This is a genomic window from Noviherbaspirillum aridicola, assembly GCF_019656455.1.
GTDB lineage: Bacteria > Pseudomonadota > Gammaproteobacteria > Burkholderiales > Burkholderiaceae_D > Noviherbaspirillum > Noviherbaspirillum aridicola.
Map to the genome: position 1 here is coordinate 25,832 of NZ_BPMK01000008.1, position 19,525 is coordinate 45,356.

The window sequence follows — 19,525 nt, forward strand, 5'->3', positions numbered from 1 at the left end:
GGGCGCTTACTTGCCGAAGTTGACGGTCGGTGCGTTCGAGATCGCCCGCTCGTTCTCCACCGTGAACGAAGGCTTGACCTCGTAGTTGAACATCATCGCCGTCAGGTTGGTCGGGAAGCTGCGGGCGAGCACGTTATAGTCGCGCACCGCCGCGATGTAGCGCTGGCGCGCCACCGTGATGCGGTTCTCGGTGCCTTCCAGCTGCGACTGCAGGTCGCGGAAGCTGGCATCGGCCTTGAGGTTGGGATAGTTTTCCGACACCGCCATCAGGCGCGACAGCGCGCCGGAAAGCTCGCCCTGCACCTGCTGGAATTTCTGGAAAGCCTGGGGATCGTTGAGCACCTCGGGCGTGATCTGGAAACTGGTGGCGGCGGCGCGCGCCCGCGTCACCGATTCCAGGGTTTCCTTCTCGTGCGAGGCATAGCCCTTGACGGTGTTGACCAGGTTGGGGATCAGGTCGGCGCGGCGCTGGTACTGGTTGACCACCTCGCCCCAGGCGGCCTTGACCTGTTCGTCCTTGTTCTGGAATTCGTTGTAGCCGCAGCCGCCGAGCATGCCGGCGAGCAGGGCGACGGCCATCCATCTGAGCCAGATCTTCATCTTGTCTTGTCCTTTTTTACTGTCAACTTGGAAATTCTGCCACGGCGCTCATTTATGGGCGGCGCCCGGCCGTTTCAACAGCACCGAACTCATGGCGGCCAGGATCATCAGCATCGCCGCATAGTCCTGCCAGTGCGGGGTTTCGCCCAGCAGCCAGGCGCCCGAAAAGACGCCGAGCACCGGAATCATCATGACCGACAGGCTCGAGGCCACCGGGGGCAGGCTGCGCGCAAGCATGAACCAGACCACGTGCGCGAAGCCGAAGATGATGATCGCGTTGTACAGGATCGCGCCCCAGGTGGCGGCGTCGGGCTGGTGCCAGGCGTCGCGTTCGAGGATGAAAGCCGCAAGCAACATGCCCGCGGTGGCCATCGCCAGCATCCAGAATGTGATCGCCGAGGTCGGCATCTGCAGCGTCGAGCGCCGCATGAGGACGGTGCCGAAGCCCCAGCCGGCGGCGGCGATGAGCGCGAAGACGCTGCCGGCGGGATTGCCGGCCAGCTTGCCGAACTCGCTCGACAGCAGCAGCAGCGCGCCGCCGAAGGCGCAGCCGATGCCGAACCAGGCCGCGCGCCCGAGTTTCTCCCGGAACAGCAGAACGCCGAACAGCGCCGCCCAGACCGGCATGGTGTAGCCGAGGATGGCGGCGCGGCCGGAGGACAGCATCTTGACGCCGAGGATCATGAACACGTGCCAGATCAGCATGTTGGGAATGGCCAGGCGCAACAGCGTCATGGCGCCGCCGGGCGGAATCGCGAGCGAATCCTTCTGCAGCCACGCCGCCAGCCAGATCACCGGCAGGCCGCCGAGCATGCCGAGCGCGCGGAAGGTCAGCGGCGGAAAATCGGTGACGCCGATCTTCATGATCGGCCAGTTGAAGCCCCAGGACAGGGTGAGCAGGGCGAGAAGAATCCAGTGGGTGCGGGAGAGCTGCGTCATGGCCGAAACGATAGCATGGCAAGTTACAATGCTGCTTGTTCGACAATCAGCAGACCTTCCTCGTGACTTTCACCGAAAAACTCGCCGCCGCCTGGAACGCCAATAATTCCCTCCTGTGCGTGGGCCTCGATCCCGACATCGCCAGGCTTCCGCCCGAGTTCCGGGCCCAGCCGGACGCGATCTACGCCTTTTGCAAGGCGGTCGCCGACGCCACCGCGCATGCCGCCTGCGCCTTCAAGCCGCAGATCGCCTACTTCGCGGCACTGCGCGCGGAAGACCAGCTCGAAGCGCTGTGCGCCTACCTGCGCAGCGCCTATCCGCATATCCCGATAGTGCTCGACGCCAAGCGCGGCGACATCGGCGCCACCGCGGAACAGTATGCGCGGGAAGCCTACGAGCGCTACGGCGCCGACGCCGTCACCGTCAGTCCCTACATGGGCTACGACTCGGTCGCGCCCTACCTGGAATGGACCGACCGCGGCATCATCATCCTGTGCCGCACCTCCAACCCCGGCGGCTCCGACCTGCAATTCCTCAAGGTGGACGGCGAACCGCTGTACAAGCATGTGGCGCGCATGGTGGCCGAGAAATGGAACCGCAACGGGCAGTGCGGACTCGTGGTCGGCGCGACCTTCCCCGACGAGCTTGCCGAGGTGCGGCGCATCGTCGGCGACATGCCGCTGCTGGTGCCCGGCATCGGCGCCCAGGGCGGCGACATCGAGGCAACGGTGAAGGCGGGCAGGAACGCCGCCGGCAGCGGCATGATGATCAATTCCTCGCGTGCAATCCTGTACGCCAGCCCCGACCTGCAGGCGGGCGAGGATTTCGCCGCCGCCTCGCGCCGGGTGGCGATCGAGACGCGCGACGCGATCAACGCCTTCCGCTAGTTCTCTTTCAGCAGCCGCAGCAGCCCGCGCAGGGCGTGGGCGACGCTCTGTTCCCGCACCGCCCGGCGGTCGCCGGCGAATACGTGCCGCTCGGTCCAGGTCCTGTCGCCCAGCGCCCAGCCGAAGCAGACGGTGCCGACCGGCTTGCCCGGCACCGCGCCGCCGGGGCCGGCGATGCCGGTGGTCGACATGCCGGCGCGGGCGCCGCTGCGCGCAAGCGCTCCGGCCGCCATGGCCTGCGCCACTTCTTCACTGACGGCCCCGAAACGCTCGATCAGCGCCGCCGGCACGTCCAGCAGTTCGGACTTGGACTGGTTGGAGTAGGTGACGAAGCCGCGGTCGAACCATTCGGAAGAACCGGCAATCTCGGTGACGGCCTGCGCTATGCCGCCGCCGGTGCAGGATTCGGCGGTCGCCAGCATCCATCCCTTGTCGCGCAGGGCGCGGCCGGCGGCGGCCGCCAGGTCGATGATGTCGCTGTTCATTTCTGTTGCGCTCCTTTAGGGGGTTCCCCGTCGGGGGAATGTACCACCGGGTCCCGGCTTTGCGCTGTCCGCGCGCGGAACGGGAGCCGGACCTGACGCCGCTCAAGCAGCGCGTGCGCGGCGCGCGCAGAATCCGTACTGGATGCGTTGAGCGACGCCGCCAAAGGGTGTTTTGCTTCGAGCTTGTCGCGGTCTGGCCGACCGCGACTTTTTTTTGCGCGTCAGATCGCGCGCCAGACCGCGATCAGCAGCAGCGTGTAAAAGGCCGCCGCGATATCGTCCCACATCACGCCGAGGCCCCCGCCCACATGGCGGTCGATCTGCCGGATCGGCGGCGGCTTGATCATGTCGAACACCCGGAACCAGACAAAGGCCCAGAACTGGGTCGCGAAATCGCCCGGCGTCACGAACAGCAGCACCAGCCAGAAGCCGATCACCTCGTCCCAGACCATGCTGCCGTGGTCGTCCACCCCCATGTTGCGCGCGGTGCGCCCGCAGGCCCAGATGCCGGCAATGAAACCGCCGACGATCAGCAGCGCCCACGCGCCCGGCGTGAAGACCGCGGGCCAGCGCACGCTCAGCGCATGGAACGACAGCCAGGCGAAGAGGGTGCCGAAGGTGCCGGGCATGACCGGCGACAGTCCGCTGCCGAAACCCTGGGCGATGAGGTGGGCGGGATCGGAAAGCATGAAGCGGGCGTCCGGCTTGATGGCGCCGGCATGGCCGGTATCGACGGGGGTCATGTTTCGGAAAAATGATCGAAGGAAGTCGGTTGCAGCGCGAGCGGCCGTCCGTCGCGGTCGAGCAGGCGCAGTCCGGGTTCGGCGGCGATGCGGCCGACGCGCGTCACCGGCGTGCCCGCTGCCAGGGCCGCGGCGAGAACTTCCTCGCGGCGCTCCGTCGGCGCGGTAAAGCAGAGTTCATAGTCGTCGCCGCCCGCCAGCGTGTATTCGCGGCGCAGCGCGGCATCGCGCCGGGCCAGGACCGGGCCGGCGGGCAGGGCGTCGGCATCGAGTTCCGCGCCGACGCCGGAGCGTTTCAGGATATGGCCGAGATCGCCGGCCAGGCCGTCCGAGATGTCGATCGCGGCGTGCGCGATGCCGGCCAGCGCCGTGCCGAGCGCCACCCGGGGCGTCGGCCGATGCATGCGCGGCGCGGCCTCATCCAGTTCCTGCGGCGTGAGCGCCAGCTCCTGGCGGTAGCCGGCCAGCGCCAGCCGGGCATCGCCGAGGCTGCCCGAAATCCAGACGTCGTCGCCCGGGCGCGCCGCATCCCGGCGCAGCGCCTGCCCCGGCATCACGGCGCCGAACACGGTAATGCAGATATTGAGGGGCCCGCGGGTGGTGTCGCCGCCGATCAGCTCGCAGCCGTGGAGATCGGCCAGGGCCAGCAAGCCGGCGGAGAAACCCGCCAGCCAGTCCGGCTCTGCCTCGGGCAGCGCCAGCGCCAGCGTAAAGCCCAGCGGGCGCGCGCCCATGGCGGCCAGGTCGGACAGATTGACGGCGAGGCTCTTGTGGCCCAAAGCCTTCGGATCGGCGCCGGGGAAGAAATGCCTGCCCTCGACCAGCATGTCGGAAGAGATGGCCAGCTGCGCGCCCGGCGGCGGCGCGAGCAGCGCGCAGTCGTCGCCGACACCCAGCACGGTGGTGTCGCTGCGGCGGGGCGTTCTCGTGAAATAACGGGCGATGAGATCGAATTCGGACAACATCCCGCGATTGTACAGAAGCCGGCCCGCGAAACTTTCGTAACTTCGGTTTTCCCGAAGCCGCACTCACGCTGCCTTTGCCCTACACTGCATAAATCACGTATCGGAACGCAAGGTCCGGTCTGCTAGAATCGCCTCTTTTTCCACGTTCCAAAAAGGAAGGCCACATCATGGAATCGACGAACGATCCCAAGGAAGAACTCCGCCAGCAACTGCGTCAGGCGGCGCTCGAGTACCATGAGTTCCCGACCCCCGGAAAAATCAGCGTCACACCCACCAAGCAGCTGACCAACCAGCGCGACCTGGCCCTGGCCTACTCTCCCGGCGTGGCCGCCGCCTGCGAAGAGATCGTCGCCGATCCCGCCAATGCCTTCCGCTATACCGCGCGCGGCAACCTGGTCGCGGTCATCACCAACGGCACCGCCGTGCTCGGCCTGGGTCCGATCGGCCCGCTGGCCGCCAAGCCGGTCATGGAAGGCAAGGGCGTGCTGTTCAAGAAATTCGCCGGCATCGACGTCTTCGACATCGAGGTCAACGAGACCGACCCGGACAAGCTGTGCGACGTGATCGCCGCGCTCGAACCCACCTTCGGCGGCATCAACCTGGAAGACATCAAGGCGCCGGAGTGCTTCTATATCGAGCGCAAGCTGCGCGAGCGGATGAAGATCCCGGTCTTCCACGACGACCAGCACGGCACCGCGATCATCGTCGGCGCCGCCATCCTCAACGGACTGAAGGTGGTCGGCAAGAAGATCGACGAGTGCAAGCTGGTGGTGTCCGGCGCGGGCGCCGCGGCGCTGGCCTGCCTCGACCTGATCGTCGACCTCGGCTTCCCGATCAAGAACATCTACGTGACCGACCTCGCCGGCGTGGTCTACAAGGGCCGCACCGAGCTGATGGATCCGGACAAGGAACGCTTTGCCCAGGACACGCCGCTGCGCACCCTGTCCGAGGTGATCCCCGGCGCCGACATCTTCCTCGGCCTGTCGGCCGGCGGCGTGCTCAAGCCCGAGATGGTCAGGCAGATGCGCGACAAGCCGCTGATCCTGGCGCTGGCCAACCCGACGCCGGAAATCCTGCCGGAAGAAGTGAAGTCGGTGCGCAACGACGCGGTGATCGCCACCGGGCGTTCGGACTATCCGAACCAGGTCAACAACGTGCTGTGCTTCCCCTACATCTTCCGCGGCGCGCTCGACTCCGGCGCCACCACGATCACCCGCGAGATGGAAATCGCGGCGGTGCACGCGATCGCCGACCTGGCCCAGGCCGAGCAGTCGGACGTGGTGGCCACCGCGTACGGCATCAGCAACCTCTCCTTCGGCCCGGAATATGTGATTCCCAAGCCTTTCGACCCGCGCCTGATGATCAAGATCGCGCCGGCGGTGGCGCGCGCGGCCGAAACCTCGGGCGTGGCCAGCCGTCCGATCCAGGACATGGCGGCCTATGCGGCCAGCCTCGAAAAGTTCGTCTACCACAGCGGCACCTTCATGAAGCCGATCTTCGCGATCGCCAAGAAGGCGCCGGCCAGCATGAAGCGCATCGTCTTTGCCGAGGGCGAGGAAGAGCGCGTGCTGCGCGCGGTGCAGGTGGTGATCGACGAAAAGCTGGCCAAGCCGATCGTCGTCGGCCGCCCCGCCGTGCTGGCGCAGCGCATCGAGAAGTTCGGCCTGCGCATGCGTCCCGAAGTCGACTTCGAGACCATCAATCCCGAATACGACGAGCGTTATCGCGAGTACTGGCAGGAATACCTGAACATGACCCGTCGCAAGGGCGTCACCGAGCAGTGGGCGCGGCTGGAAATGCGCCGCCGCCACACGCTGATCGGCGCGATGATGATCCACAAGGGCCATGCCGACGGCATGATCTGCGGTACCTTCGGCACGGTGCCGCTGCACCTGCATTACGTGGACCAGGTGCTGGGCAAGCGCGAGGGCGTCAACACCTACGCCGCGATGAACACACTGATCCTGCCGAACCGTCAGGTGGTGCTGGTCGACACCCACGTCAACGAGAATCCGACCGCGGAACAGCTCGCCGAAATCACCATCCTCGCCGCCGAGGAAATGCGCCGCTTCGGCCTGCATCCGCGCGCCGCGCTGCTGTCGCATTCCAACTTCGGCACCAGCAACAGCGACTCGGCAAAGAAGATGCGCGCCGCGCTGGAGATCGTGCGCGAACGTGCGCCCGAGCTGGAAGTCGACGGCGAAATGCATGGCGACGCCGCGCTCGATCCCAAGCTGCTGCAGTCGATCATGCCGGATTCCACCCTCAAGGCGGAAGCCAATCTGCTGGTGCTGCCCAACATCGACGCCGCCAACATCTCGTACAACCTGCTGAAGACGGCGGCGGGCAACGGCATCGCCATCGGCCCGATCCTGCTCGGCTGCGCCAAGCCGGTCCACATCCTGACACCCTCGGCCACGGTGCGCCGCATCGTCAACATGACGGCCCTGTGCGTGATGGACGCGGTTGCGGAGCGTTGAGCCGGGAGTTATTCAGTGCATGTGGAAAAGCCGCTCCTGTTCAGGGGCGGTTTTTTTTGTGCGGAACATGGGGCGGGTGTTCGTGGAGTGAGGGCGGTCAGCTGCGATGAGCTTGTGCGGGCTCCGCTGGTCCGGCAGGGACGCCGCCCCACTCAGGCCGAACAAGTAGGGCCGGCGTCCCTGCCGGCCCAAACCCCGGTGGTCCGGAGAGCGATTGGTACGCAAATCGCGCGACGCGACGCAGGCCGAGCCACCTCCGCTGATCCGGCAGGCAGGCCGGCCCCACTCAGCCTGAACAAGTAGGGCCGGCGTCCCTGCCGGCCCAAACCCCGGTGGTCCGGAGAGCAGTTGATACGCAGATCGCGCCACCGCGATGCACGCCGCGCCACCTCCGCTGCGCCGGCACGAAACCCGCCTCAGTCAGACCCCGCCGTCTACTTCCCGCGACCCTGCCCCGCCGCCTTCTTCACCGCCCCGGCCGCCGATTTTTTCGCGGCCGCCTTTTCGGCGCGGTAGAGCCTGGTCCATGCCGGATGGCCGGCTTCCGAGGGCAGCAGCTCGAAGCCCGGATCGATCTGGAACAGCTGGCGGAACTCGCCGCGGCATTCTTTTGCCCGATTGCTCAGGCAATAGGCGAACGCCATGTGCTTGTGCGCGAGCAGTTCCTCCGTCTTCGAGGGCAGTCCCGAGCGCAGCGCGGCCTGCAGGGTGTCCAGCGATTCCTTGTAGCGTCCCGCCTCATAGTGCCTGATGCCTTCCGCCAGCTTCTGCTGGCCGGCACTGGCGAGAAAGCCCTTGGCGCGCGACAGCGCCCGCTGCTGTTCCGACAATCCCTTGGCCGAGCGCCAGACCGGGCCCCATTGCGGGTGACCGGCTTCGTTGGCCGCGAGATCGAAGTCGGGATCGGCCTTGAGCAGAAGCTGGAACTGCTCCCGGCATTGCAGCTCGCGTCCGTTCATGCAGTGGATGAATGCGAGGTGCTTTCGCGCGTTCGTCACTTCCGACGCCGACAGCCGTCCGTCGGCAATGGCTGCGTTCAGCTCGGTGAGGGCGGCGTCGAAGCGGCTGTCGCGGTAATGCTTCAGGCCCTGCTCATAGCGCGACGCGGACTCGCCTGCCGCCTCCGGCCTGGCGCCATCCCCGCCCTTGAACGGCATCTGCGCGCAGCCGGCCAGGAGCGCCGACAGCAGCAGCGCCGCCGCTTTCATGTGTTGCATGCTTCCAGTCCTTGTCAAAACACGTACTGCACCGTGGTCTCGGCGCCGCTCTTGACGTCCACGGTTTCACGATAGGGGGCGAAGTCGCCGTTGCGGACTTCGATGCGGTGCTTGCCCGGCGGCAGGGCGATCGATTTCATCGGCGGGCTGACGCCCTTGCGGCTGCCGTCCACATAAATCTCGCCCCACGGGGCCACCGCAAGTTTGACCGTGCCGGGCTTGACCGGGGCCGGTTCCGGGGCCTTTTCCGTCTTCCGTTCCGGCGCGTCCGCCGTGGCCGCCACCGCGACCGGTTCCGGTCGCGCGGGTGCCGGCACGGGCGCGGGGGCTTTTGCCACGGCCGGCGGCGGCTCGGATGCCGCCAGCGCCGCGGCTGGCGGCGGCGATCCGCGCCAGAACCAGGCCCCGCCGGCGATGGCGGCGATGGCGGCCAGCGCCATGACGATCATGCCGTTGCGGCCGCCGGGTCTTGCGCCGCGGGCGGCTGCCGCCGGCGGTACATCCTCATGCTCGCTCTGCAGGTGGCGCGCGCGCGAACGCTCGCGCATCTTCTCCGCCAGCGATTCATTGTCCTTCGCCGCCCCGAAGCGATATACCTCGTGCTCGCGCACATGCTTGTCGTGGCGCGTGCCTTCATAGGTGAAGAGCTGGGTGTAGTCGCGCGAGAAGCGGGAAATGATGTCGTAATAGGAATGGGACGCCATCACCTGTCCCGGGTCGGCGAAGCTCATGACCCGCTGGGCGTCATTGACCCCGTCGCCGATCATGTTGGTGTGGCCGTTGATGTCCCTGACGATCTTGAGCGGGCCGAGATTGATCCCCATGCGCACGAAGCCGGGTTCGCCCAGCGGCAGCTCGGCATCCTCCACCGCGTCGCGCAGCGCGAGCGCCGCGAACAGCGCGTCTTCCGGATCGCCGAGAAAGGCGATCGCCGCGCCGTCGCCGGTGTCCACCATGATGCGTTCGCTCGCCGCCACGTTCTGCACCGCCGCGCCGAGCAGGCGGTTGAACCATTCCTTCATCTCCAGCTGGTCGGGCACCGTCCGCGTCGAATAGCCGACGATGTCGATGAAGAGCACGCTTCCGATGAACGTGCGGTTCAGCTGCTTGAGCGGCGGGGTGGCGTCAATCATGGGAATGCAGGCAGGCGGCTTGTGGCCGGAGCCGGCATTTTACCCGTTTGCGGGAAAATATTGACCTGCGGATATATTTACAAGAAGCAATACTGTCGCGTTCAGGCATCCACGCCGGGCTTGCGCAGCGGGACCAGTCCGGTCTGCACCAGCGGCGCGGCGCGCTCGCAATGGCCGGGCTGGTCGTCGAAAAAGATGTGGGGCCTGAAGGCGGCCAGCACGTCGGACTTGGCGACGCCTCCCATGAAGAAGGTCTCGTCGATGGCCACATCCCAGGCGCGCAGCGTGCGGATCACGCGCTCGTGCGCCGGAGAAGAGCGTGCGGTCACCAGCGCGGTACGGATCGGCGAGCTCCGGCCGTCGCCGGCCTTGACGTTGTTCTGGATGTAGGAGAGCGCCTTGAGCAGCCTGGCGAACGGTCCTTCCGGCAGCGGCTTGAGGGCATTCTCGCGCTCATGGTTTTCAAAGGCCTCGATGCCCTGCGTCTGGAAAATCCGTTCCGATTCGTCCGAAAAAATCACCGCGTCGCCGTCGAAGGCGATCCGGATCTGGTCGAGTTCCTCGAAAGCGTTGCCCGGTTTCTGGTACAGCCTGGCGGCGGCCACGCCGGAGTCGATCGCCGCCTGCACGTCGTCCTCGTGCAGCGACAGGAACAGGCTGACATTGAAGGCGCGCAGATAGGGGGCCAGCGAGGCGCCGCCGGAGAGGACCGCGCGGGTGATGTCGAGATCATAATGGCGGATCGAATTGAAGATCCGCATCGAGGTCTCCGACGAATTGCGGGACATGATCACGACTTCGACGAAGCGCTGGTTATGCACCAGCACGTTCAGCTTGAGCAGCGCCCGCACCAGCGCGAAACCGGCGCCGAGCTTGAGGATGTCGTTTTCGTTCTCCAGCTGGTGGCGGCGATAGGCTTCCAGACCCTGGTTGCGGAAAATCGCTTCCTCCGCCTCGAGGTCGAACAGGGCGCGCGAGGAAATACCGATGACGAGCAGATTATCGAGGGTGACTGGCATGGCAGATGGTCCACGGAAGCCGCCAGTATAAGCCGCGAGGCCGGCATGTGTCGTGCGGGCGTGTCGGCGGAAGCATTGGATTGGTGCCCGGGGTCGGAATCGAACCGACACTCCTTTCGGAACCGGATTTTGAGTCCGGCGCGTCTACCAATTTCACCACCCGGGCAGTATGCGGAAGAGGCCGGAGGACCCGGACTCTGCGCGTCGGCCGAAGTGCCTGGCGACGCGAGGGGCAATTATCCCCGATTTGCATGGAAGGAGCAACACGACGGCCGCGCATGCATTGTCATTGCGGAATCGGAAGGCGTATCATCGCCAACTTCTTCCGAACGAACCCGTGCCGGGCGCAACCACAATGAAGTACACGAAGATCCGCGAAATAGTGCTCGGCAAGGCGCTCGATCCGCTGAAATCCGAAACTCGGCATTCGCTCGCCCTGGTGGCCTTTCTTGCGTGGGTAGGGCTGGGCGCCGACGGACTGTCCTCGTCCGCCTACGGCCCGGAAGAAACCTTCCGCGCGCTCGGCGAGCATGCCCATCTCGGTCTCTACCTCGCGATCGCCACCGCCGCCACCGTTTTCATCATCGCGCTCGCCTACAACCAGGTGATCGAGCTGTTCCCGACGGGCGGCGGCGGATACCGCGTCGCCTCGCACCTGGTCGGACCGCATCTCGGCCTGGTCGCCGGCTGCGCGCTGATACTCGACTATGTGCTCACCATCGCGATTTCCGTCGCGGCCGGCGTCGAGGCGCTGTTCTCGCTGCTGCCGCTCGGCTTCCATCCCTACAAGCTGTGGGCGGAGGCCTTCTTCATCGGCGTGCTCATCATCCTCAACCTGCGCGGCCTGAAGGAAGCCATCCGCGTGCTGCTGCCGATCTTTCTCGGCTTCGTGATCACGCATTTCGCGCTGATCGTCTACGGCATCTTCGCCCACGCATCCTATCTGCCGGAACTGGTGCCGGTGACGCTCGACGAAACCCGGGCGCTGGCCACCGACATCGGCTGGATCGGGCTGGCCGGCATGCTGTTGCTCGCGTACTCGCAGGGCGGGGGCACCTATACCGGCCTGGAAGCCGTCTCCAACAACGTCAACATCCTGGCCGAGCCGCGCGTGCGCACCGGCAAGATCACCATGGTGTACATGGCGCTCTCGCTCGCCTTCACCGCCAGCGGCATCATCCTGCTCTACCTGCTCTGGGACGCGAAGCCGGTGGAAGGGCAGACGCTCAACGCGACCACCTTCAAGGCCATCATCGACAGCTTCGGCCTCGGCGCCTGGACCAGCAACCTGATGCTGGTGATCGTGCTCGCCTTCGAAGCCGGCCTGCTGTTCGTCGCCGCCAATACCGGCTTCCTCGGCGGTCCCTCGGTGCTGTCGAACATGGCCGCCGATTCCTGGGTGCCGCACAAGTTCCGCTACCTCTCCACCCGTCTCGTCACGCAGAACGGCATTCTGGTCATGGGCATCGCCGCGCTCGCCATCCTGTTCTGGACCGGCGGCAAGGTGACGGTCCTGGTCGTGCTGTACTCGGTCTCGGTATTCCTCACCTTCGCGATTTCGCTGTTCGGCCTCGTCGTCTACTGGCTCACTCACAAGCAGCAGAAGTACTGGCTGCGTCGGCTGCTGCTGTCGCTGACCGGCTTCCTGATCTGCGCGGCCATCCTCTCCATTCTTCTGGTCGAGAAGTTCGCCCAGGGCGGCTGGGCGGCCGCGCTCATCATCGCGGCGATGTCCTGCCTCTGTCTCTACATCCGCAACCACTACCACGAGACCAAGCGCGCGATCCACTCGGTCGACCAGGTCTTCGCCAACCAGCCCTTCGGCCGCCACACCGGCGCGGTGGAACCCGACCCGCAGGCACAGACCGCGGTCTTCATCGTCGGCTCCTCGCGCGGCGGCGGCCTGCATGCGCTGCTCTGGGTGCAGCGCATGTTCCCCGGCCACTTCAAGAACTTCATCTTCGTCAACGCCCGCACCGTCGACTCCCATGCCTACGGCGGCGAGGGCGCGATGGAACAGATGCGCGCCGAGGCCAACGCCACGCTCAAGTACTTCGTCGACTTCTGCCACAGCCACAACATGGCCTCTGCCGCCTATCTCGGCTTCGGCACCGACGTCGTCGATGAAGTCACCAAGCTGTGCGAAGCGATCAGCCAGGAGTACCCGAACGCGATCTTCTTCACCTCCAAGCTGGTGTTCGAACAGGACAACTGGTTCACCCGCCTGCTGCACAACCAGGCCGCGCTGGCGATACAGCGCCGGCTGCATTTCGAGAGTTTGCAGATGGTGATTTTGCCGATGAAGGTGTGACTGCCCGGCCACCGCAATCATCACTACACGGGCCCCCGACTGAACATGTCGACGTGCGGAATTCCCGCATCGTCGTAAACCGGCCCCGATGGCTCGAAGCCGAACTGACGGTAGAAATCCCGCAGATGCGCCTGCGCCGAAATGCGCAGCGGCTGCCCGGGGAACAGGCGCATCGCTTCACGCATTGCCGCCTGCATGAGGTCGCGGCCGAGGCCTCTGCCGCGCAGTTCGGGCACGACCACCACCCTGCCGATGGAAGGCTCGGGGTGACGTACGCCGGGTTGCAGGATCCGGGCATAGGCATGCAGCGTGCCGGACGGCGAGTACGCGAGGCCGTGCCGGCATGCGGGATCGAGGCCGTCGGCGTCGGGATAGAGACAGCGCTGTTCGATCACGAAGACACGCTGCCTGAGCATCATCGCGTCGTAAAGCTGCTCGGGCGTCAGCGCGTGGAAGGGCAGCCATGTCCAGTCGAGCATGGGATCAGCCGCAGTGCGGAAGCATGGACGACGATACGGCGCGCGCGTCGGGGCCGGGGAAAATATCCGGATGCAGGTGATGCGCGGCTTCGCGCAGCAGCAGCTGTCGCGCGACCGGCCCGTGCGACTCGATCCAGTGGTCCCCGACATACACGACACGCCGGTTCTTCACGGCTTTGAGCTGGCGCCATACCGGGTTGCTTTCGAAACGCCGCTGCGGACCGTAGTCGTAGATGAAGATCACCTCGGGGTCGGCCGCCAGCATCGCCTCCACGCTCATCTCGAACGCGGTATTGTCGGGCACGGCGGGCGTCGGATTGGATCCCGCGACATTGACGCCGCCGACCGCGTTGATGACGGAAGCGGTCATGTGCTCGTTGTAGAACGCCCAGGGGGCGTCGCCGCTGCCCCAGAGGAAGAGGTAGGAGCGGGGCTTGATGCCGGGTGCGCGTGAGGCATGGTCCCGGAGAGCCGACCTGAAATCGGCATTCAGCTTTTCCGCTTCGGTCCGCTTGTTCATTGCATCGCCCATCAGGAGGATCGAGCGGTCGCTGTCGGCGAACGTCTCCAGCCGCAATGCCATGTAAGGGGCGATCTGCTCCAGCCTGGCGGCATTGGCCTCGGTGTAGCGCTTGATGGCGACGATCAGGTCGGGCCTGGCCTTCGCCATCAGTTCGAGATTGGGGGCGGCGCGCTGGCCGAGGTTCTGTACCCCGTCCATGCAGTCGAGCAGATACCCGGGGCTTCGTGCCCTTACGAGGAAGCTCGATGCGACGGGCCGGATGCCGAAAGCCAGGGCGGTGTCAGCGGCGAAGTAGGAGACGCCGGCAATGCGCGTGGCGGCGCCGGGCAGGCGCAGTGTCTTGCCGCGGTCGTCGGTCAGCGGCGGGGTGCCGGCGTGCACGGCGCCGGCAATTGTCAGCATTCCCAGGGCGGCCAGGGCGGTTCTCATCGGATGTGTCATGGCGATTCCTGTGGCTGTGAAGACAGCGTTTCTTCGGGATAGCAAACGGGCAGGGCGCAATCTTCGCGTTCGAAGACGGTGGCCCGTACCTTGAATACACGGCGCAGCAGGCCCGGCTCGATGATCCTGGACGGGGCGCCGCTGGCCGCGATGCGTCCGCCATCGAGGACCACCGTATGGTGGGAGTAGCGCATGGCGTGGTTGAGGTCATGCAGGGACATGACCAGGGTGATGCCGTGGGTCGCGTTCAGCGCGGTCAGCAGCTGCAGCACTTCCAGTTGATGGTGCAGATCGAGATAGGTGGTGGGCTCGTCCAGCAACAGGATGTCCGCCTGTTGCGCCAGCGCCATGGCAATCCACGCACGCTGCCGCTCACCGCCGGAAAGCTCGGTCATCAGCCGGTCTGCGAAGCCGAGCATGCGGGTGGCGGTCAGCGCCCAATGGACGGCGTCGCGATCGCAGGCCTGTTCGCCCCCGAGAAGCGACTGGTGGGGAAAGCGCCCGTGCCGCACCATGTCTCTCACCGTGAGTCCCTCGGGCGGCGTCGGCGTCTGCGACAGGAATGCCAGCCGCCGCGCAAGCTGCCTGCGCGGCCAGGACGAGAGGCTCTTCTCGTCCAGCTGAACCTGCCCCTGTTGCGGCGGCAGCAGCCCGGCCAGGCCGCGCAGCAGGGTGCTTTTGCCGCAGCCGTTGGGGCCGATGAGGGTGGTGATGCGGCCCTTGGGCAGCGCGAGGGAAAGCTGGCTGATGATGGGTCTTCCGCCGTATCCGAGGGACAGGCCGGTACAGGTCAGAGTCATGCTATGCGTGTCGGCGTCGCGCCATCAGATAAAGGAAAAAGGGAGCGCCCAGCAGCGCGGTGACGGCGCCGACCGGCACTTCGTCCGGGACGATCAGTATGCGGCCCGCCAGATCCGCGGCCAGCGCCAGGTTTGCGCCGAGCAGCAAGACCAGTGGCAGCTGATGGCGCGGCGATCCGCCGGCCAGCCGCCTGGCGATGTGTGGCACGAGCAGCCCGAGAAAGCCGACCGGCCCGGCGACCGCCACCGCGGCCGCGGCGAGCGAACCCGCCATCGCCACCAGGACGAGGCGCCAGCGTTCCGCCTGCAGGCCGAGGCTGCGTGCGCAGTCGTCGCCCAGCGCGAGTACGCCCATCGGCCGCATGATGAAGGGCAGTGTCAGCGCACCGAGCAGCGTCCATGGCAGCAGGGGATACAGATGCTGCCAGTCCTTGCCGTACAGGCTGCCGGACAGCCAGTTGAGTACGACTTCGATGCGTGTCGAACCCCACCCCGACAGCACGCCCATCGCGACCGCATGCATGCCGGCGCCGACGGCAATGCCGGAGAGAATGAGCCGCGCGGGCGTGGCGCCGCCGTGCCAGGCCAGGAGGTAGACCAGCACGACGGTGCCGGTTCCGCCGAGCTGGGCGACAGCCGGCAGCCAGGTGACGGGATAATTGTCGAGCCTGCTGCTGTCGCTGGTGCCGAGAAAGACGTCGAACAGCAGAAACAGCATGACGGCCAGCGTGGCGCCGGACGATATGCCGAGCACGCCGGGGTCGGCCAGCGGATTGCGCAGGGCGGATTGCAGGATCATGCCGCTCAGCGCGAAATGCGCGCCGATGAGCATGGCCAGCACGACGCGCGGCAGCCGCAGCTGCCGGATGATGGTGCCATCCGTGCCGGAAGCGGAACCGAACAGCGCCTGCGCGACGCTGGCCGCCGACATGTCGGCCGCGCCCTCGAAGGTCGCGAGCACCGCGAGCAGTAGCAGCAGCACGGCCGCCGACGTCGTCAGCGCCAGTGTGCGGCGCAGGGATGCGCGCGGCGTCATGCGTGCCCCCGGCGCTGAATCAGCCGGATCAGCAGCGGCGCGGAGAGCAGTGCGGTGAAAAATCCCGACGGCAGTTCACGCGGCGCGGCCACCGTCCGCGCCAGCAGATCGGCCACGCAGACCAGCGCCGCGCCGAACAGCGCAGCGGCGGGAATCAGCCTCCTGTGATCGCCGCCGACGCAGAGCCGCGTCAGGTGCGGCGCGCAGAGGCCGACGAAACCGAGCGGTCCCGCAACGGCCACTGCCGCGGCGGCGAGCATGACGGCGGCGGCGCCACAGGCGATGCGCCAGGCAGGCAGGTGCAGGCCGAGCGACTGTGCCGCGTCGTCGCCGAGCGCCATGAGGTTGAGCGGCCGCGCGCAGATCAGTGCAAGCAAGGCCCCCGCGAGCGCCCATGGCCAGACCAGCCGGACATGCTCCCAGCCGCGTCCGGCCAGCCCGCCGCTCAGCCAGAAGAACAGCGATGCCGCCTCCGGGCCGGAGATGACCAGCACGGTCGTGATGCCGGCGGTGGCGAAGGCCGTCACCGCCAGCCCGGCCAGCGCGAGATGGGCGGGGGAGAAGCGTTCCCGCCAGGTCAGCGCGAAGGTCAGTGCCGCCGCCAGCAGTCCGCCCAGGATGCCGAGAACGGGATGCCAGACCGGGGTGAGCGATGGCCAGCATGTCTGCGCGACCACGATCGCGCATGCGGCGCCGGCGGCGACGCCGGTCAGCGTCGGGTCGGCAAGGGGGTTTCGCGTCATGCCTTGCATCAGTGCCCCCGACGTTGCCATGCAGGCGCCTGCGAGGACGGCGACCGCCACCCGCGGTGCGCGCAGCGACCAGATCACGACCCCGGCCTGGTCGCCGCCGCCCCGGAGCAGCGCCTCCACGACCTGCGCCGTCGTCACCGGGATCGCGCCGACCAGCAGGGCCATGCCGGCGCTGCCGCACAGGATGAAAAACGTGATGCCGCAGAAAGTCGCCGTCATCCAGGCCGGCTTCCCGGCGCCCGCGCGATATCCGTGCGCATGAAGGGGGGTCGTCGTCATCGTGCGGGTACCGGCGCGGTCGCCGCGTCCCTGGCGAGGCGCGCGCCGATCAAGCGGTGAAAACGCATCAGCAGCTGACCGGCGGTCGCCATCAGGCCGATGGTCAGGCCCGCCCAGATGCCGGGCGCGCCGAACTGGAAGTACCCGCCCAGCAGCCAGGCGGCGGGCAGGCCGATCCCCCAGTATCCGATCAGGGTGATGAAGAACGCGCTGCCGGTTTCGCCGGCCCCACGCAGGATGCCGACGCCGATATTCTGGCCGCAATCGAAGACCTGCAACACCGCGGCGATGACCAGCAACTGGCCGGCGATTGCGGCCACCGCGGCGTCGCTCTCACCGGCGGAATGCAGGAAGAGGCCGAGCACGGCCTGCGGCAGCGCGAGATAGGCGAGGCCGATCACGGCCATGCAGGCGGCGCCCATGCCGAGGCCGGTATAGCCGAAACGCCGGGCGGCGGCGATCTCGTTCCGGGCCCAGACCTTGCTGATGCAGATGGAGGAGGCATGCGACAGGCCGACGGAGATCATGAACACGATGTAGACGGCCTGATTGACCACCGTGTGCGCGGCCAGCGCCGCGGTTCCGACGGCGCCGACCAGCAGCGATACCACGGCGAAGAATCCGGCTTCGGAGCTGTAGGTCGCGGCCACCGGCAGCCCCATCTTCCAGGTCCGCGTCAGCGCGCCGCGGCTGACGCGCCAGAGGCGCATGGACAGGAAGCGCGCCAGCATCGGATCCCGGCGCACGAGCAGCAGAAAGATCGCGAACGACAGAAAATTGACCAGGGTCGTGGACCAGGCGATGCCGACCAGCCCCAGTCCCGGCATGCCGAAGGCGCCGAAGGTCAGGACCACATTCAGTACGGCGTTGAGCGCGACCGACGCCAGCGTGATCGCCAGCAGCGGGCCGGGCCGCCGCATGCCCACCGTGAAGTTGCGCAATGCGTGAAACCACAGCAGCGGCAGCATGCCCGGCGCTGCCGCGAACAGATAGTCCGCAGTCCTCGCGACCACGGCCTCGTCCTGTCCCAGCCATCGCAGCAGCGTACCGCCGCCCAGCATCAGGCACCAGAACGCGAGTCCGGCCATCGTCGCCAGCACGAAGCTGGCGCGCACCAGGTCGCGGATCTCCGCGTCGGCCTGCGCATCGCTTGCGCCGGCGGCGGCAACGAGGTTGCCGGTCGGGGTCACCAGGCCGACGCCTGTCGTGCGGAACACGTTGAATACCGCCAGCGCCAGCCCGCCGGCAGCGAGGTCGAGCGGTCCCAGCAGGCCCATCATCACGATATCCGTGGTCGACAAGGCCACTTGCGCGAACTGGGTGAGGATCAGCGGCGCCGCAAGCGCAGCGATATGCGCGCTGTCGGCCCGCCATTGCGCCAGGCTCACGGCTGCTCCATCGATTGTTCGCTCAGCTGCTCGATCAGCTGCTCGAGTTCTTCGCCGACGGCCGGGTCGAGCAGGTCGCGCTCCCGCATCCAGTCGTCGTTGAATACGGTGTCCAGGTATTTCTCCCCGCCGTCGCAGATCAGCACGACGAAAGTGCTGCCGGGCGGTGCGGAGCCGATGCGCCTGATGGCCTGGTAAAGGACGCCCCCCGCCGAGCCGCCCACCAGCAAGGCGTAGCGGCGTGCCAGGTAGCGGGCGGTATTGAAGGCCTGCCGGTCCGATACCTTCAATCCTTCGTCGAGCGCGTCGTAATCGACGAGCGAGCCGATCGCGGCACCGGGCGGCGTGCCGGTGCCGGACTGGTAGTAGGGACCGCCCGGGCCGCCAAAGGCAATCGACCCTTCCGGCTCGACGCCTATCACCCGCAGCCGCGGCAATCGCGGTTTCAGGACGCGCGCCGTGCCGAACAGGGAACCCCCGGTGCCGACCGCGCCGACCAGGTGGGTCAGGTCCTCGCCCAGGGTGTCCAGCAACTCCTGCGCGACGTGGCTGTAGGCGTTGCCGTTGGCGGGATTGTTATGCTGTTCGGTCCAGTACGCGCCGTGCCCGGTGGCCAGGCTTTCGGCCAGCGCCTCGCGGTCTGCCGTCGCCAGTGCGTCGCCGCCGTGTTCATTCACGTAGATCAGTTCTGCGCCGTAGGCCTGCATCGCGCGGATCTTGTCCTTTGCCGCATGGTGATCGACCACCGCGGTGAACCGGTAGCCGCGTTCGGCGGCGAGCAGGGCCAGGCCCATGCCGGTGTTTCCCGAGGTCGATTCGATCACCCAGCCGCCAGGCCGCAGCAGTCCCTGCTGCTCGGCTTCGTCGAGCATCTGGCGCGCCATGCGTATCTTGGCGCTGCCGGTCGGGTTGCATTGTTCCAGCTTGAGCAGGATGCGGCTGCCGAAACGGGTCGATAACAGCTGCAGCATGGGGGTATTGCCGATCAGCTGCGATACGCGCGTGACGACGTGCTGCGATTGCCGGGAAGGATGACGGTCCATGTCGT

18 protein-coding genes and 1 tRNA gene are annotated in these 19,525 nt (G+C 66.9%); 3 read left to right on the forward strand and 16 right to left on the reverse strand.

The features are described from left to right. Window positions 1-6: 6 nt before the first annotated feature. On the reverse strand, window positions 7-600 hold the full coding sequence (locus tag NCCP691_RS10015) for a LemA family protein (protein ID WP_220808133.1): 594 nt from the start codon (window positions 598-600) through the stop codon (window positions 7-9). 48 nt (window positions 601-648) lie between these two features. Then, on the reverse strand, window positions 649-1,539 hold the full coding sequence (locus tag NCCP691_RS10020; protein ID WP_220808134.1) for a DMT family transporter: 891 nt from the start codon (window positions 1,537-1,539) through the stop codon (window positions 649-651). Window positions 1,540-1,601: 62 nt separating this feature from the next. On the opposite strand from NCCP691_RS10020, the gene pyrF reads away from it, so the two are divergent. Beyond that, the gene (gene pyrF, locus NCCP691_RS10025) at window positions 1,602-2,426 is read left to right on the forward strand and encodes an orotidine-5'-phosphate decarboxylase (RefSeq protein WP_220808135.1); all 825 of its coding nucleotides are present in this window, start codon (window positions 1,602-1,604) and stop codon (window positions 2,424-2,426) included. Here pyrF and NCCP691_RS10030 read toward each other — a convergent pair. The 3 genes from NCCP691_RS10030 to thiL form a co-directional block, all read right to left on the reverse strand. Beyond that, window positions 2,423-2,911, reverse strand: coding sequence for a CinA family protein (locus tag NCCP691_RS10030; protein WP_220808136.1), 489 nt, complete (start codon window positions 2,909-2,911; stop codon window positions 2,423-2,425). The two genes, pyrF and NCCP691_RS10030, sit on opposite strands and share 4 nt — an antisense overlap. Window positions 2,912-3,132: 221 nt before the next feature. Further along, window positions 3,133-3,654, reverse strand: a complete 522-nt coding sequence (locus tag NCCP691_RS10035) for a phosphatidylglycerophosphatase A family protein (RefSeq protein WP_238482391.1) — start codon at window positions 3,652-3,654, stop codon at window positions 3,133-3,135. Continuing rightward, window positions 3,651-4,619, reverse strand: coding sequence for a thiamine-phosphate kinase (thiL, locus tag NCCP691_RS10040; protein WP_220808137.1), 969 nt, complete (start codon window positions 4,617-4,619; stop codon window positions 3,651-3,653). Before thiL ends, NCCP691_RS10035 begins: the two co-directional genes overlap by 4 nt. 167 nt (window positions 4,620-4,786) lie before the next feature. Between thiL and NCCP691_RS10045 the strand changes: the two genes are divergently transcribed. Beyond that, entirely contained in the window at window positions 4,787-7,099 is a 2,313-nt protein-coding gene (locus NCCP691_RS10045; RefSeq protein WP_220808138.1) for an NADP-dependent malic enzyme, read from the forward strand. A 434-nt stretch (window positions 7,100-7,533) separates the two neighbouring features. On the opposite strand, the gene NCCP691_RS10050 is transcribed toward NCCP691_RS10045, so the two are convergent. The 4 genes from NCCP691_RS10050 to NCCP691_RS10065 all read right to left on the reverse strand — a co-directional run bounded on the left by NCCP691_RS10050 (window position 7,534) and on the right by NCCP691_RS10065 (window position 10,634). Next, entirely contained in the window at window positions 7,534-8,316 is a 783-nt protein-coding gene (locus NCCP691_RS10050) for a TssQ family T6SS-associated lipoprotein (RefSeq protein WP_220808139.1), read from the reverse strand. Between the two features lie 14 nt (window positions 8,317-8,330). Beyond that, entirely contained in the window at window positions 8,331-9,449 is a 1,119-nt protein-coding gene (locus NCCP691_RS10055) for a PEGA domain-containing protein (protein ID WP_220808140.1), read from the reverse strand. A 101-nt stretch (window positions 9,450-9,550) separates the two neighbouring features. Then, the gene (locus NCCP691_RS10060; protein WP_220808141.1) at window positions 9,551-10,468 is read right to left on the reverse strand and encodes a 5'-nucleotidase; all 918 of its coding nucleotides are present in this window, start codon (window positions 10,466-10,468) and stop codon (window positions 9,551-9,553) included. 81 nt (window positions 10,469-10,549) lie between these two features. Next, window positions 10,550-10,634: transfer RNA gene (locus NCCP691_RS10065), tRNA-Leu, on the reverse strand. 189 nt (window positions 10,635-10,823) lie between these two features. Here NCCP691_RS10065 and NCCP691_RS10070 point away from each other — a divergent pair. After that, window positions 10,824-12,779 carry an APC family permease gene (locus NCCP691_RS10070; protein ID WP_220808142.1) on the forward strand — a complete coding sequence of 652 codons (1,956 nt, stop codon included), beginning with the start codon at window positions 10,824-10,826 and terminating at the stop codon, window positions 12,777-12,779. Between the two features lie 23 nt (window positions 12,780-12,802). On the opposite strand, the gene NCCP691_RS10075 is transcribed toward NCCP691_RS10070, so the two are convergent. From NCCP691_RS10075 to NCCP691_RS10105, 7 genes are read right to left on the reverse strand one after another with little or no spacing between them, the layout of a single operon-like run. Then, window positions 12,803-13,258 (reverse strand): GNAT family N-acetyltransferase, encoded by a 456-nt coding sequence (locus NCCP691_RS10075; RefSeq protein WP_220808143.1) that lies wholly within the window; start codon window positions 13,256-13,258, stop codon window positions 12,803-12,805. Between the two features lie 4 nt (window positions 13,259-13,262). Further along, entirely contained in the window at window positions 13,263-14,222 is a 960-nt protein-coding gene (locus tag NCCP691_RS10080) for an ABC transporter substrate-binding protein (RefSeq protein WP_220808144.1), read from the reverse strand. Further along, window positions 14,219-15,022: an ABC transporter ATP-binding protein gene (locus tag NCCP691_RS10085; protein ID WP_220808145.1), complete on the reverse strand. Its 804-nt coding sequence runs from the start codon at window positions 15,020-15,022 to the stop codon at window positions 14,219-14,221. The genes NCCP691_RS10080 and NCCP691_RS10085 overlap by 4 nt, the downstream gene beginning before the upstream one ends. A 1-nt stretch (window position 15,023) precedes the next feature. After that, on the reverse strand, window positions 15,024-16,058 hold the full coding sequence (locus tag NCCP691_RS10090) for a FecCD family ABC transporter permease (RefSeq protein ID WP_220808146.1): 1,035 nt from the start codon (window positions 16,056-16,058) through the stop codon (window positions 15,024-15,026). Then, entirely contained in the window at window positions 16,055-17,089 is a 1,035-nt protein-coding gene (locus NCCP691_RS10095; protein WP_238482392.1) for a FecCD family ABC transporter permease, read from the reverse strand. Before NCCP691_RS10095 ends, NCCP691_RS10090 begins: the two co-directional genes overlap by 4 nt. After that, entirely contained in the window at window positions 17,086-18,477 is a 1,392-nt protein-coding gene (locus NCCP691_RS10100; RefSeq protein ID WP_220808147.1) for an MATE family efflux transporter, read from the reverse strand. Before NCCP691_RS10100 ends, NCCP691_RS10095 begins: the two co-directional genes overlap by 4 nt. Continuing rightward, window positions 18,474-19,520 (reverse strand): cysteine synthase family protein, encoded by a 1,047-nt coding sequence (locus tag NCCP691_RS10105; RefSeq protein ID WP_220808148.1) that lies wholly within the window; start codon window positions 19,518-19,520, stop codon window positions 18,474-18,476. The genes NCCP691_RS10100 and NCCP691_RS10105 overlap by 4 nt, the downstream gene beginning before the upstream one ends. Between the last annotated feature and the right edge of the window lie 5 nt (window positions 19,521-19,525).